The organism is Nguyenibacter vanlangensis (assembly GCF_013376155.1).
Taxonomy (GTDB): Bacteria; Pseudomonadota; Alphaproteobacteria; order Acetobacterales; family Acetobacteraceae; genus Gluconacetobacter; species Gluconacetobacter vanlangensis.
Map to the genome: position 1 here is coordinate 1 of NZ_JABXXP010000034.1, position 14,296 is coordinate 14,296.

The 14,296-nt window shown below is 64.2% G+C and carries 17 protein-coding genes and 1 pseudogene; 12 read left to right on the forward strand and 6 right to left on the reverse strand.

The features are described 5' to 3' along the window. From HUK84_RS04180 to HUK84_RS04200, 5 genes are all read right to left on the reverse strand, one after another. Positions 1-1,331, reverse strand: a 1,331-nt coding sequence (locus HUK84_RS04180) for an MMPL family transporter (RefSeq protein ID WP_176639133.1), incomplete at its 3' end; no start/stop codon positions are given. A gap of 11 nt (positions 1,332-1,342) precedes the next feature. Then, positions 1,343-1,963, reverse strand: coding sequence for a LolA-related protein (locus HUK84_RS04185; RefSeq protein WP_176639134.1), 621 nt, complete (start codon positions 1,961-1,963; stop codon positions 1,343-1,345). After that, positions 1,960-2,859, reverse strand: a complete 900-nt coding sequence (locus tag HUK84_RS04190; protein ID WP_176639135.1) for an LpxL/LpxP family acyltransferase — start codon at positions 2,857-2,859, stop codon at positions 1,960-1,962. The genes HUK84_RS04185 and HUK84_RS04190 overlap by 4 nt, the downstream gene beginning before the upstream one ends. Beyond that, on the reverse strand, positions 2,856-4,523 hold the full coding sequence (locus HUK84_RS04195) for an AMP-binding protein (RefSeq protein ID WP_176639136.1): 1,668 nt from the start codon (positions 4,521-4,523) through the stop codon (positions 2,856-2,858). The genes HUK84_RS04190 and HUK84_RS04195 overlap by 4 nt, the downstream gene beginning before the upstream one ends. Next, positions 4,523-4,813 carry a phosphopantetheine-binding protein gene (locus HUK84_RS04200; RefSeq protein ID WP_176639137.1) on the reverse strand — a complete coding sequence of 97 codons (291 nt, stop codon included), beginning with the start codon at positions 4,811-4,813 and terminating at the stop codon, positions 4,523-4,525. The genes HUK84_RS04195 and HUK84_RS04200 overlap by 1 nt, the downstream gene beginning before the upstream one ends. A 207-nt stretch (positions 4,814-5,020) precedes the next feature. Between HUK84_RS04200 and HUK84_RS04205 the strand changes: the two genes are divergently transcribed. Continuing rightward, the gene (locus HUK84_RS04205) at positions 5,021-5,530 is read left to right on the forward strand and encodes a COG4648 family protein (RefSeq protein ID WP_176639138.1); all 510 of its coding nucleotides are present in this window, start codon (positions 5,021-5,023) and stop codon (positions 5,528-5,530) included. Here HUK84_RS04205 and HUK84_RS04210 read toward each other — a convergent pair. Next, entirely contained in the window at positions 5,451-6,209 is a 759-nt protein-coding gene (locus HUK84_RS04210; RefSeq protein WP_176639139.1) for a glycosyltransferase family 2 protein, read from the reverse strand. The genes HUK84_RS04205 and HUK84_RS04210 overlap by 80 nt on opposite strands. Before the next feature lie 124 nt (positions 6,210-6,333). Between HUK84_RS04210 and HUK84_RS04215 the strand changes: the two genes are divergently transcribed. The 11 genes and pseudogenes from HUK84_RS04215 to HUK84_RS04265 all read left to right on the forward strand — a co-directional run. After that, positions 6,334-7,092, forward strand: coding sequence for a class I SAM-dependent methyltransferase (locus HUK84_RS04215; protein WP_176639140.1), 759 nt, complete (start codon positions 6,334-6,336; stop codon positions 7,090-7,092). A 103-nt stretch (positions 7,093-7,195) separates the two neighbouring features. Then, a protein-coding gene (locus tag HUK84_RS04220; protein ID WP_176639141.1) for an IS5 family transposase occupies positions 7,196-7,953 on the forward strand; the annotation gives its coding sequence in 2 pieces (ribosomal slippage) (positions 7,196-7,529 and positions 7,529-7,953; 759 coding nt in all). A 627-nt stretch (positions 7,954-8,580) separates the two neighbouring features. Further along, positions 8,581-8,796: a hypothetical protein gene (locus tag HUK84_RS04225; protein ID WP_176639142.1), complete on the forward strand. Its 216-nt coding sequence runs from the start codon at positions 8,581-8,583 to the stop codon at positions 8,794-8,796. 61 nt (positions 8,797-8,857) lie between these two features. Then, the gene (locus HUK84_RS04230; RefSeq protein WP_218064205.1) at positions 8,858-9,079 is read left to right on the forward strand and encodes a nitroreductase family protein; all 222 of its coding nucleotides are present in this window, start codon (positions 8,858-8,860) and stop codon (positions 9,077-9,079) included. A 193-nt stretch (positions 9,080-9,272) separates the two neighbouring features. Further along, positions 9,273-9,479: pseudogene (locus tag HUK84_RS04235) on the forward strand (antitoxin); the annotation flags it as partial. Further along, complete coding sequence (locus HUK84_RS04240; protein WP_176639143.1) at positions 9,476-9,886, forward strand: type II toxin-antitoxin system VapC family toxin; 411 nt, start codon at positions 9,476-9,478, stop codon at positions 9,884-9,886. The pseudogene HUK84_RS04235 and the gene HUK84_RS04240, both read left to right, overlap by 4 nt. Before the next feature lie 360 nt (positions 9,887-10,246). Beyond that, positions 10,247-11,065, forward strand: a complete 819-nt coding sequence (locus HUK84_RS04245) for an SDR family oxidoreductase (protein ID WP_456306658.1) — start codon at positions 10,247-10,249, stop codon at positions 11,063-11,065. 49 nt (positions 11,066-11,114) lie between these two features. Then, a complete protein-coding gene (locus HUK84_RS04250; RefSeq protein ID WP_176639144.1) occupies positions 11,115-12,017 on the forward strand; it encodes an SDR family oxidoreductase in 903 nt (300 codons plus the stop codon). A gap of 79 nt (positions 12,018-12,096) precedes the next feature. Then, positions 12,097-13,176 (forward strand): catalase family peroxidase, encoded by a 1,080-nt coding sequence (locus HUK84_RS04255; protein WP_176639145.1) that lies wholly within the window; start codon positions 12,097-12,099, stop codon positions 13,174-13,176. Next, positions 13,173-13,727, forward strand: coding sequence for a cytochrome b (locus HUK84_RS04260; protein ID WP_176639146.1), 555 nt, complete (start codon positions 13,173-13,175; stop codon positions 13,725-13,727). The genes HUK84_RS04255 and HUK84_RS04260 overlap by 4 nt, the downstream gene beginning before the upstream one ends. A gap of 305 nt (positions 13,728-14,032) precedes the next feature. Then, positions 14,033-14,296 (forward strand): cytochrome ubiquinol oxidase subunit I (locus HUK84_RS04265; protein ID WP_176639147.1); only part of this gene is annotated, 264 nt, incomplete at its 3' end.

Sequence of the window (14,296 nt, forward strand, 5' to 3'; positions counted from 1 at the left end):
AAGGTTGCGTCGATCTGGAGCGGGTGCAGCGCCAGCGCGCCGAGGGCGGCCGCCGCCGGCAGCACACACAGCGTACGCCAGCGCCGCCATTCCTCCACCTTTCGCAGCACTCGCGATGGACCACTGATGCGAGGCGCGAGATCGGCCGACACGATGAGGCCGGGCATGACCAGCAACGTGACCGCCGCCGCTGTTACAAGCCCCGTCGCCGCGAAGAGCCCGAGCTGGCCGAGGCCCGGCAGGCCGCAGAAGATCATGCCCGTCAGGCCCAGCACCGCGGTTGCCACACCGAGGCGCAGGCTGCGCCCGATCCGGTGCAGCGTGGCCTCTGGCCCCTCCCCCCGGTCGCGATGCCCGATCAGCAGCACCGGATAGTCGAGCGAGACGCCCAGCATCGTCATGCCGAAGCCGAACGCGATGCCGTGCACTGCGCCGAAGACCAGACGCACGACGATCATCGCGACACCCAGCGACAGCAGGAAAGGCACCCCGATCGCCGCCAGCACCCAGAGCGAGCGAAACCGCCAGATCAGGATGGCCGCGACGATCAGCATCGAGAACACGGCCATCATATCGATATCGGCGCGCATGGCGGTCGCGGACGCCACCGCGAACACGCCCGGCCCGCTGAGAACAAGGTGTGCGCTTCCCGGATTCAGGCGCGCAAAGGCCGCGCGGATGGCCGATTGCGCGCTGGCCTGCCCAGCGATATCCAGGCCGCCTGCGCGCGTGCGGATCAGCAGCAGGGCGCGCGGCTCGGCCGCCGGACGGTCGGGTGCGAACCAGACGCCATGGCGCGGAGCGACATGCATGTCGGGCTGAAGCGCCATAACCGTCTGAATGAACGCCCCCGTAGGGTCGCGCAGCAAAAGATCGTCCAGCCCGGTGGCTGCATTCGAGCCCAGCGTGTCGATGGTCCTGGACAGGTCCTGTTTCAGTGCGGCGGGACTGAAATCGCGGGTCGCATCGTCTGTGGCCAGTGCGTAACGATGATCGAACAGCAGGTTCCGCAATGCCTCGCTTTCCGCCGGGGCGAAGGCCCCATCCAGCACCGCGGCGAAGCGGGCGTCATGGACCAGCGCATCGCGTAGGCCGAAGCTGAGGCGCGCCAGATCGGCCTCATCCGCCCCGTCGATGCCAAGGGTGATGACCGTGCCGGCCATGCCCTGCTGTACTTCGCGCAACAGAAACCGCGCGCCGGCGTCCTGCCCTTGCGGCAGAAAACCTGCCATGTCCATGTGCAGGGGCACGAGCATGCAGACGGCCGCCGCGAACAGGGCGGATGCCAGCAATGCCAGCGCCAGCCGCCATGGCGCGGCCGTCCGAAACATGACAGGCCGGATCACGGGTCGATCGTCAGCGTCTGCACGTCGCCATTGGCCAGCACCACGCGCAGCCTGTCGATCGCATTGTTGCGGCCCCACAGGCTGACCGTGCGCACGAAACGCATCGCGTCCGGGTCGGACGGGGTCATGACCAGCATCCAAGCCCGGTCGTCGCCCGTCGCGGCCAGGGTGTAATACCGGTCGAGCGCCGCGATATCGCCCTCCAGCGGCGCGCGCAGCGTGGTGGCCAGCACGGCCAGCGCGGGGCTCTGGTCGAGCGCCACGACATGGGCACTATCGGTCCCGCGCTGGATCGAGACAGCGTTGCCGTCGAGGATCATTTCCTCATGATGCGGGACGAGCGTGGATTGCCGCAGATAGGCCGGGCGACGGAAGATGAGCACGCCGCTGGTGACGAGCGGGCGCGTCAGGGCCGCGATCTCACGCGTTTCGTGAAACGGGCGAGTGCGCTCGGGTACCTGTCCGAGGCGGGAGATGATCTCGCGCGCCAGAGCGCGATCGGGGGCGGTGGCCGGGTCCGGGGCGGCTGGAGGTGGCGTGGCGCGGGCATCGTTCACACCGCAGGTCAGCCCGAATGCGACGAGGGCCGCGGCGCATATCTGCTCCACCCGCCTCATGCCACATCCTTCCAGTAATCGTAGAAATTGAACCAGGCGAAGGGCTGCTCGCGGCAAGCAGCCTCCATCCACGCAGCGTAATGCGAGGCCGCTTCCCGGATGAAGCGCGCACGATCCGACGCCGTTGAGGGCATCGTGACGGAGAGCGGTTCGAACCGAACCTCGTAGCTGCCGTCGCGCTGGCGCAACGCACGGGCCAGCACCACCGGCGCGCCCGTCGCCAGTGCGAGGCGGAACGGCCCATCGGGAAGCTGCACCTCCCGCCCAAGGAACGGCACGCGCACCGTCCGCCCGACCGAGGCAGTGCGGTCGCCGAGCACGCCCACGACCTCTCCCTGTGCGAGGCTTTCGGCGACCCGAAGCATCGTATCCTCGCGCCCGATCGGGATGATGGAAGCGGCATAGCCGGGCGCGAGGGCCTCGAGCGCCGCCGTGGTACCGCCCAGAATGGCGCGATACATCAGCATGCGCATGCGGATGTCGTGACCCAGGCCGATGACCCGCAGGGCCTCGAACGAGCCGATATGCGCACTAAGAAGCAGGCAGCCACGGCCCTTGGCGACAGCGTCCTCGAACGCCGCACGCCCAGTCACACAAATGGTAGGCCGGTCTGGGGTGTCGAGCAGGAAAAACACGCGGTCGAGCACGTACTGCGCGAAAACATGCATGTGGCATAGCGTGTCGTGCGCCGTCGGCGCGCGGTCGAGCACACGCCGCAGATAGGTTACCGAACCGCGCCGCGCAGCAGGATGGGTCAGGAAGAAGTACAAGCAGATCGGCCAGAGCAGCCCCCCCACCCGCCGCCGACCAAGACGCTGTGCCAACGCCAGCAGCATGCCCATGGCGAGCCGGTTGCCACGTTCCGGTACCACCCAGCGCGGATCGGTGCGTGTCATGATCCGGACCGCTGCCGCAGGATGGCTTGCAGCACGGGTTCGCCGTCGTGGCGGCCGGTCAGGCGAACGGTGTCGCCCGCGCGGCGCGCGGAGAACGCCACCACTTGTCCCGGCAGAACGGGACGCACGAACTTGACCGTACTGACCGACAGCCCCGGCGCGGACAACCCGGCACGTTCGAGGCAGGCGAGGCCGCCTAGCGCCAGCAACACGCCCGGGACGACGGGTTGGCCCGGGAAATGCCCTGGCAAGGCGGGATGATCCGGCGGCAGGCTGAATGTCCCGAGTTCCTCCGCGCCATCCGTCCGGTCGGCCAGACCGCGCAGTGCCTGAACAGTGAGCTTACCCACCGCATTGCGCGGCATGGCCGGCACCAGGTCGACGCGGCGCGGCAGGAAAGCCGGCTCGATCCGAGCCCGCAGCGCGTCGAGCAGTTGGTCGGGATCACGCCCCGGGGCAACCGCGAAGGCCCGCATGCGCGCCCAGGCGCCCGTCGCCGCCTCATCAGGCGCCAGAAACGCGCCATCTTCCACCCCGTCGATGGCCAGCAGCGTGGCGTTGAGAGCAGCGAGCGAGGCGCGCTTGCCGGCGAGCTTGACGACATCGCCGACGCGGCCCAGCAGCCGGAACCCCCGCGCGCCCTCACGCGCGACGAGGTCGGACAGTGGATGAGACGCGGCACCCGGCGCCGCGATGGTGGCATGCCCGTCAGCCACATCCAGCACGATGCCGTCATAAAGACGCCAGCATGGACCATCGAGCGTGCGGCGCGTGGCAACCGAACCGATCTCGGTCGCGCCGTAGATCTCCATCACCTCGGTCTTTAGTGCGCGCTCCGCTTCCGCCGCCAGGTCGTCCGGCAATGGTGCCGCCGCCGAGACCACGCGCCGGATCGACGGCACCGCGAGCCCGGCCCGGGCAAGACTACGCAATTGCAGCGGCGTCGTGATCAGGATGCGTGGCACAGGCGCCTGTTCGAACTGCCCCTGCCAGTCGGCGGGATAGCGATCAGGGCCAGTGATGGCGGTGACGCGGGTATGCAGCGTCTGGAGCACCAGCGTCTCGAACCCATACATATGATAAGGTGGCACCGTGCCGATCAGGCTGGCGGCCTCCGGGTCGGGATCGAGCAGGCCGCACGCGACGACGCTGCGCGCGACCAGCGCGCCCCAGTGCTTGACGTGCCCCACGGGCTCGCCAGTGCTGCCGGAGGTGAAGACGAGTGCCGCCAGCCTGTCGGGCGGCAGCACGGGGTTCGGCACCGAGGCCATGCCGGGCTGGTACGTGCCATGGAACGGGTCAGGGAAAACGAGGCCGTCTTCAGGCAGATGACCGCTTTCCGGGTCGTCGGCAATAGTCGCGCAGATCGCGCCGTGCCGGGCGGCAAGCGCGCCGAGATGGGCCGATGTCCGGTCGCTGCTCAGAATCGCGTGCTGTCCTCGCAACAAAGTTGCGGCGAAGAGCAGCGCGAAAGCGCGCACCTCCCGGCACATGATAACGACGGGCCGGTCCGGCAAACGGGACGCGAGCGCGTGGGCCGCATGCAGAAATCCGTGTCCCGTCACCGGGCCGCCCTGCCCCCGGAACAGAACCCGGTCGGGCGCGAAGACGAGGGAGAGGTCGGGCCACGCCGGGCGCGCGAAGGTGGGGCTGTCGTACGGCATCAGGCCGCCTTGCGGTGCGCCTGTATGTGGTCGGACAGCGCGCGCAAGGAGGCGAAGATCGTCTTGTTGTCGGGGTCGTCGGATTTCAGCGTGATGCCATAGTCGCGGCTGACCAGCAGGGCGATCTCCAGCGCATCAATCGAATCGAGGCCGAGTCCATCGCCGAACAGCGGAGCATCAGGCACGATTTCGTCCACCATGATGTCGAGCTGCAGTGCCTGGATCAGGCGTTCGGCCATCTCGTGTTCAAATGGGGTTTGTGCCGCTGCTGTACTGTTCGTATTCACCATGAGTTCATGCCATGAGAGGAATTGAGCGTCGTGCTATCACAGATGCCTACGGACGCAAAGTGGCGCGCCGGTGCCCGGAATGTGGCGGTTCGGCGGGGGGTTGCCACGTTGTTTCTCATCGCATCGCTCGTTTGCGCGCATCTCTCTCCCATTGGCGGAACATCCCGGCTCGCGGCCGGGGTGATGCTTCTGTCGCAAGGGTTAGCCATGGCTCTGGCACTGGGACGCTGGTTTCCGTTACCCCTGACGCTACTCGCGCTGCCGCTGGCGCTGCGATGGCCGGTCCCGGCCGTCGACCTTGACGGCGGCCTGATTTACGTCGTCGCTTTCGGCGGGTGTCTGCGTCTGTTCGCCCTGTCGCTCTGCCCTGGGCACGAGCCGCTGATCTCGGGCCTCGCTCGTCATGTGCATGGCGCGTTGCGCCCGGATGTCGCGCGATACACGAGGCGACTGACGGTATTCTGGTGCGTGTTTTTCGCACTAGCGCTGGCGGCGCCGCTCCTTCTTTACGCGCTCGGTCCCCAGGGCGCGTGGCGCTGGCCGATGCGAGGCGGCGCGATCGGCTGCGTGGTGGTGCTGATGATCGCCGAGGCCGGGGTAAGGCGGATGGTCATCCGCGACTTCGCGCATGTCTCGCTCAGAACGACGGTGGCGGCATTCCGAGGTGTGACCGCACGCTCCGCCATGCCCACGCACCGGCCAGCCGCAGATGCATGAAGCCGAGCCGGAGATTGTCGCGGCCGTAGCGAAAATGCGATATCCCACCCTCGGCGCGCGAGGGATAACGCACCGTTGTCGGCACGTTGATGACCGGCACCCCGCGCCAGCACAGCCGCACAGCCAGTTCCGGATCGAAATCGAAGCCCGTCATGAAGCGCGAGGAACGCATCACGGCCAGTAGGTCGCCCAGTGGATAGACTCGGAAGCCGAACAGGCAGTCCTGCACCGCTCCGGCCGTCTTCAGTCTCGCCAGTCCGTTGGCGATCTTGCGGCCCCAAACTCGTACAACAGGCGCATCGGCGCCGAAGATCGGCGCACCGAGGATCATCGCCCCCGGGTGCGCGCGAGAGCGTTCGATGAAGTCCCGGATCGCTTCGGGCGGGTGCTGCCCGTCCGCGTCCATTGTGAGCACATGGGTAAAGCCCCGCGCTGATGCACGCAGGGCTCCGGCCAGCACCGCGCTGCCTTTGCCCCTGTTGCGGACACAACGGACGATCTCCAGCCCCGGATTGCCGGGGACCAGCGCGGCCAGAGCCGCGTCGCTACCATCGGTGCTGCCGTCGATTACCACGACGACATCGGGCCATGCACGCAGCACGCCCACGACCGTTTCGAGCAAGAGCGGGCCGGAATTATAGGACGGCACGAGGACGACGTGGCGGCAAGCAGACATCATGAGGATATCTTAAACGCAGGGTAGACCCGAGACTATCCCGCGCAATCCGTCTATGAGAACCACGATACCCGCCCACGTGGGGCAGTTGCCGTCCCGCACATGCATGACACCGGAGCGATGTTCGATGCCTGAGACGTCCCCTTCCCCGCCTCACCCAGTGCTGACGGGCTATTACCGGACTGAGGGCGACCGGGTGGCGTTCGTGCGATCGATCTTCGACCGGACAGCGCGGTATTACGACCGGATCAACGCCATCTTCTCGCTGGGAACTGGTGGATGGTATCGTCGGCGAATATTGCGGCGCGCGGGCCTCGTGGCCGGTCAGAGCCTGCTGGACGTCGCGACGGGTACCGGGCTGGTAGCACGGGAGGCCGCGCGCATTACTGGTGCGGGGAATGTCGTGGGACTGGACATGAGCCCGGGGATGCTGGCCGCGTGCCGGCAGCGACTTCCGATCGGCCTGGTGCTGGCCGACGCACAACACCTGCCAGTACCCGATGCCGGCGTGGACATGCTTAGCATGGGCTATGCGCTGCGACATGTGGACGATCTTGCCGCCACATTCGCGGAATATCGCCGCGTCATTCGGCCGGGCGGTGCGCTGCTGATTCTCGAGATCGGCCGGGCCCACAGCCCGATGGCCCAGTCTCTGATGCGTTTCTATCTAGGCCAAATCGTGCCGTTTCTCTCCGGTGTCGCTGCATCGAGGGACAGCCGGACGCTAATGCACTATTATTGGGAGACGATCGAAGAATGCGTCTCGCCCGACCGGATCCTGACGCGACTGCGCGAGGCCGGGTTCACGAATGTGCGCAAGGAAACCAATTTCGGGGTGTTTCATGCTTATATGGCGCAATGCCCGCTTGACGCGGCCCTCCCTTGATTGCCGGAGCACACGGCATCGGCAATCTGAGGCATGCCTAGGCTCAGGACCCTTTACGGTGTTGGTGTGATGTGATTCGAGTGGCGTCGGGAAGGAGAACCCGATGTCTGATCTGCCGATGCTGTCTGCGAGCAAGATGCGCGTGCTGCGGCCGTATTTCCCGAAATCTCGTGGCCTGAAGCGTGTGGACGACCGCCGCATGCTGAGCGGCATTATCTACGTGATCAGGAATGGGCTGCAATGGAAGGATGCGCCGAGCGGCTACGGGCCGCATAAGACGCTCTACAACCGCTTCATCCGCTGGAGCCGCCTCGGCGTGTTTGCCCAGATCTTCTCTGCCCTGACCGGCAAGGCTGGGGTACCGGACGAGTTGATGATCGACAGCACACATCTGAAGGCGCATCGCACGGCGGCCAGCCTACTTAAAAAGGGGGTGCTGCGCGTCGGATCGGACGCACCAGAGGCGGGCTGAACTCCAAGCTGCACGCCGTCTGTGACGGGGAAGGCCGTCCGGTCGCGATGTTGCTGACCGAAGGGCAGATGAGCGACCACAGGGGCGCGGCCCTACTTCTGCCGCGCTTGCCTGCCGCCCGCCACCTGATCGGCGATCGGGGCTACGACAGCAATCGTTTCCGACAGGCGCTGGCCGAGCGTCGGATCGAACCCTGCATCCCGTCGACGAAAAGCCGCAAGGTGCCGATCCCGCACGACAAGGGGCGATACCGTAGGCGGCACAAGGTCGAGAACATGTTTGGCCGCCTGAAGGACTGGCGCCGCATCGCCATGCGCTACGACCGCTGCGCTCATACCTTCTTTTCGGCCATCTGCCTCGCCGCCGTCGTCACATACTGGCTGCCGTAACGAGTCCTGAGCCTAATGGCATAATACCACTGTCCGGTTGCCCGCGGTGCCAGCCTGATCACCTCGAAAGCCTGCCGAGGGTCGGTGCTCCTACCCCTCGAGATACGGCCCGACGCCCAGTTCATGCCGAGTCGGCACAATACGCCTTGACCGTCTCATTTATGAATACGCTGTCGTTGTCCGCGTCGATTCCGAGCACCGGAAACGCAAAACGTGTGCGCACGTCGTCGAGAACCTTCGTCAAAACATATTGCTCCCGAAGCAGAAAGCGGCACTCATTCCGTCCAGCCGGTCGCGATGTCCGTCATCACCAGTGTCTGCACGTACCCGAGGCGGCATCTCCCTGTCCCCCGGCCCTTTCTTTTATGCCGGAGCATGCCCTGCTCCGCCGGTTGACGCGGCAGTTGGTTGTGGGGGTATGGCCCCCGACTTGAACCTGCGAGCGTCAAGCCGTTGAAATGGTCGGATATGCAATAGGCGCGTCGTGCTGTGCGCAACAAAGAACCCTGCCAAGCCAGGGGCTTGGCAGGGTTTTGAATGGTGTCGTTGGCTGCGGAGGAAAACAACCGACGATACTTGCGATTGGTGGACCGCGAGATACCTCGTCTCGCCGCATGACACCGAACAATGCCGGAACGCGCGGCCGCATCCACCGCGCTCGGCATTCGCCTCTCTGGGCCACCCACCTATGCCGGCCGGGTGGCCGACGAACCGTGGCTCAACGGCGCCGCGCCGGACCAGCAGCCGGCCGACCTCGTGCGCGGACTGACCCTGTATCGCCGGGCCATGGTGATGCTGGCCGCCCTCATGGTCCTCATCATCCTGCTGAACGGCCACGCATGATGCGCGATCAGGGCGGACATGGCTGGACAGGCCTGCCCCACCGGTCTGAAAGACTGACCCGATGGAATTCACGGAATCCGACGCCTCGACCCTGAATCGTATCCTGCGCTGGCGAAGGGACGTCCACCATTTTCGCCCCGATCCGATCGACGAGCCGGTCATCTCCCGGCTGCGCGCTGCGATGGATCTGGCGCCATCGGTCGGCAACGCCCGGCCCTGGCGCGTCATCCGCGTCGACAGCCCCGCATTGCGTATCGCCGTGCGGGCCGTCACACGTGATTGAATTGAACGGCAGGAAACATCGCTGCGCGCTCCGAAGCGGTCTGTCTGCTCTCCCCCGAAAGCAGCCGTGAGATCCCGGTTGAAAGGCGCCGCCTCACCGTGTATATGCAATGGATATACATGGAGCGCCACATGCCCTACCGTAGCCAGATGGGTGCCTCCCCCCACGTGAGGCTAAACTCTTTCGGAACAACAAGAGCCAGGCGGTTCGCATTCCGGCCGACTTCGAGTTTCCCGGTGAGCGGGTCCTGATTCACCGGGAGGGTTCACGGCTGATCATCGAACCCGTGCCTGGAAAGCGTTTGTCCGCCGTCCTTGCCGAACTGGAGCCCCTACCAGCCGAAGACGCTTTCCCCGATATCGACAGAACACTGCTGCCGGCGCGGGACATTGACCTGTGACCGCGCTCTTCATGCTGGACACCAATATCGTCTCTGATCTGGCCCGGAATCCTCAGGGTACGGCCGCTCAGCATATCGCGTCCGTCGGTGACGACGCAATCTGTGTGAGCGTAATCACCGCCGCCGAACTTCGTTATGGCTGCGTGAAGAAGGGCTCGCCGAGACTGACGGCGCAGATCGAGGCGATCCTGGAGAGCACCACTGTGCTCGCCCTTGATCTCCCTGCCGACGCTGAATACGGCCGCATCCGGGTGGATCTCGAGGCGGCCGGAAAGCCGATCGGCCCGAACGATCTCTTAATTGCCGCACATGCTTGTGCCGTTGGCGCGGTGCTCGTCACCACCAACACCAGTGAGTTCGAACGTGTGGGTGGCCTGAAGGTCGAAAACTGGCTCGCCACTGCGTAGCGAGTCCCAAAAAGGAGCAATCATGAGTAACAGGCAGACGGCCGAAGGGACTTCCCCCTGACATGAGTCGAAAGAGTTAGCGCACTCTATATCGATGCATTCTGGGGCGCTTGGCGTCACGTTGCTGCTCCGCGAGCGCGCAACAGGCTGGGAGTTCAATGCGGGGTATTGGGCCTCGGCGTTCGCCATTGCCGCGATGGCTATTACTGTGATCAGTCTGCCTTTTTACGTCAGGGCGCGTATGCGGGAGCAGTCGGAGCGTCAAAATGGAAAGTGACAACCAGACGATCTAGCAATTCCCCTGCAACGTAACGTTCACACTCAAGGCCACCCCGTCCTGTGGTGGGCTAAAACTTTAGTATGAATGCGCTGATCCATGGCCGCGTGGTAGCCAGCGGGAGTTTTTGGTGCCTGCGAGGCTACGGAAAGGACAGTGTCATGAGTCGGTTGTCGAACAAGGTTGCCATCGTCACCGGATCGTCCCGGGGCATCGGCGCCGAACTGGCCTTATGCCTGGCGGCCGATGGATGTGCCGTCGTGGTGAACTATGCGGGCAACGCAGCGCCTGCCCTGGAGGTTGTCGCCCGGATCGAAGCGGGCGGCGGCAAGGCCGTCGCGGTTCAGGCCGACGTGGCGGACCCCGTAGCCGTCGCAGGGATGTTCGATGCTGCCGAACAGGCATTCGGCGGCGTCGATATGGTCATCAATTGTGCCGGCATTATGAAAAACACCACGATCGCCGACGCCGACGATCAGACCTTCGACCAGACCATCGCCGTCAATCTCAAGGGAACGTTCAACCCGTGTCGCGAGGCGGCAAAGCGGCTGCGTGACGGCGGGCGCATTATCAATTTATCGACCAGCGTGATAGGCGTGCGCCTGCCGACTTATGGCATTTACGTCGCATCCAAGGCTGCGGTCGAGGCACTGACGCAGGTTCTGGCGCAGGAGATGCGCGGGCGCGGCATCACCGTCAATGCTGTCGCGCCCGGTCCGGTCGCGACGGAACTCTTTCTGCATGGCAAGAGTCCCGAAGTCATCGACCGCATGGCGAAAATGAACCCACTTGAGCGCCTTGGACAGACGCAGGACATCGCGAACGTGGTCTCTTTCCTCGTCGGCCCCGAGGGCGGATGGATCAATGGTCAGACGATCCGCGCCAACGGCGGTATGTGCTGATCGGTATCCGGATCAGGAACGAGGTCGCCGTCGTTGAGGAAATGTTGCGATGACTAAGAAAATTATTCTGATTACGGGCGCTTCGAGCGGCTTTGGGCGCTTGACGGCCGAAGCCCTCGCAAGGGCCGGACATGTCGTCTATGCGTCCATGCGCGATATCGCCGGCCGCAACGCCCAAAACGCGCTCGCCATGGCGGAGACGTCGAAGCGGGATGGTGTCGCGCTGCGCGCGATTGAGCTTGACGTGCAGTCCGAGTCGTCCATCGACGCAGCGGTCGGGTCGATCACGGCCGAAAGCGGCAGGATCGACGTGCTGATCCATAATGCCGGCCACATGATGTTCGGTCCCGCCGAGGCGTTTACGCCCGAGCAGTTCGCCGAGCAATATGATGTCAACGTGCTGGGTACCCAGCGTGTCAATCGCGCGGTCCTTCCGCACATGCGGGCGGCGAAGCGGGGCCTGCTGGTGTGGGTGTCGAGCAGCAGTACCGCGGGCGGCACGCCGCCTTATCTCGCGCCCTACTTCGCGGCCAAGGCTGCCATGGATTCGCTGGCGGTCCTCTATGCCCGGGAACTGTCGCGCTGGGGTATCGAGACGACGATCGTCGTGCCGGGCGCTTTCACCAAGGGCACAAATCATTTTGCGCATTCGGGGCGACCGGCCGATGCGGCACGTCTGGCGGAGTATGAGGCCGGCCCCTATGCCGGGTTCGGCGAGGAGGTACTAAAGGCATTCGCCGCGATCGTGCCTGAGGATGCCGATCCGCGCGGCGTCGCGGACGATATCGTGTCCGTCATCGACATGCCGTTCGGCAAGCGTCCGTTCAGGATCCATTACGACCCGACCGACGATGGCGCCAGCGTCAGCTTCGCCGTGATCGACCGGGTGCGTGCCGAGATGCTCCGTAGGGTCGGACTCCCCGATCTCCTGACGCCCAGGTCTCTGGTGTAACCATTGCGTTGTCTGGTGACTGACTGCGAAAGGCTCCGGGCAGTCAATTATTCGCTGCAAACTGGAAAAGGATCGTGCAGTGCGGCAGCATGAAATACCATTCTTTCGCCGACTCCTGACACCCGCCATTCTGATCGTTGCCGGTGTGCCGGCGATATTCGCTCTTGGTCTGGCATATGTCGGGGGATTATTCTCGCCTGGCAGACTGACCGAAGCCACCTTCATGCAGACCTTGGCGAAGCAGGACGGTGTTCATCCCGGCTTTCGCCGCAATCACGCCAAAGGTGTCTGCGTTGCAGGCTGGTTTGCCGGGAGTGGTCAGGCTGTTTCCTTTTCCCGGGCTGCTGTCTTCGCGAGAGTACGCTCACGCGTCATCGGCCGCTTCAATCTCGCCGGCGGGATGCCTTACCAGGCGGATGCCCCCGACACTATTCGTGGAGTCGGGTTGGATCTCTTCGCACCCCGCGGGTCCGAATGGCGCATGGCGCTCATTGATCTTCCGGTCTTTCCCGCCGCGACGCCCCTTGCCTTCAACGGCCTTATGCTTGCGACCACTCAGGATGCCGCAACACACAAACCGGATCCGGCCAAGGTCGCCGCCTTCATGACGGCGAATCCCGAGACGCCGGCGGCGCTCGCCATCATCAAGGCGCGGCCCGTAACCTCTGGCTTTGCTGACGATACCTTTCGCAGCCTGAACAGCTTCCTGTTCGTCAATGACGACGGCAAGGCCACACCGGTTCGCTGGGCCCTGGTTCCGCAGCAATCCATGGGGGCACCCGGCTCAGGGGAAAACTACCTTTTTGAAGACCTTATCAAGGCGCTGGCCCACGGACCCCTGACCTGGAAAATGGTGGTCACGGTTGGTGCGGCAGGGGATCCCATTGCAGATCCAACGAAGCCCTGGCCGTCATCCAGGAAACAAATCGACGCCGGAACCCTGACGATCGACAAGGCGGAAAGTGAGGATGGCGGCGGCCCATGCCTCGGTCTGACGTTCGACCCCACGGTACTCCCCAGTGGTATCGCCGTTTCCGACGATCCTTTTCCGTCTGCCCGCGCCGCAGCGTATGCGCGTTCGTTCACACTGCGCTCGGGCGAACATAAGCCGCCGAGTGCTATTACGCCCGCCATGGTCACGGTTGGAGAGCACCCATGATTCTTATTCGCTTTTCGGCGTTGTCGCGATTCCTCCACTGGGCCATGGCGCTGATGATCATCGCGATGATGTTCTCAGGACTGCTCATGGTCTCCACCGAAAGTCCCTGGTATCATAGACTTCTGTCGCTGCATCGCCCATTGGGTATTGCCATTCTGGTCCTGGTGACGATCCGGCTCATCAATCGGCTTGCGGTCCGGGTGCCGCCGTTGCCGGAGTCCGTGCCACCGATTCAGCAGGTGGCGGCAAAGGCGACACATTGGCTTTTGTATATCTGCATGTTTCTTCTCCCCTTGGTCGGATGGGGCATGTTGTCGGCCGGCGACTACCCGGTTGTCATGTGGGCGGGAGTCACCTTGCCGCCGATTTTGCCGCACAACACCGCGCTCTTTGCCGCGCTCAGGCAGCTCCACACGGTCCTGGCTTTCACACTCATCGCGACGGTCCTGGCGCACATCGGCGCAGCGCTCCTGCACGGACTTGTTTTACGCGACGGCGTGTTCCAGGCGATGGCATCGCTCAAATGGGGACGTTTCAAAACGGGGAGGTGAGTCTGGACAATGCCGCAAGGCTTTCTACGTCCGATCCGGCGCAATGAGCACAGCCGGCCGCCGTGGGCGATGCGACGCGCAAGCGTTGCTGGGAGCCAACCGGTGCAGATAATGACTATCATACGTAAGTATGGGTTTGCATTGGATGACGAAGTGATATCGAAAAGACAGAATCTGATTTGTTATGGTTCTCCGAATCGTCGAAGAACATCGTCCCAAATCTGGCGCTGGTTTTTCATTATTTGCCGCGCTGTGTCCGTAAGGGATGCGATTATCCCGGCGATGAGAGATCGTGGAAAGGGCTAATGCAGAACGCTCATGACATAGCGCTTTTACTTGCGCGCTTCCAGTTCGCCTTTACCGTGGGCGTTCACATCATCTTTCCCGCCTTTTCGATCGGCCTTGCCGCCTATCTTGCCGTGCTCGAGGGCGCGTGGCTGGCGACGGGGCGGCAGGTTTTCCTCGATCTCTATCGCTACTGGATCAAGGCGTTCTCCATCGTCTTCGGCATGGGCGTCGTCTCCGGCCTGGTGATGGCCTACGAGTTCGGCACGAACTGGTCGGTGTTC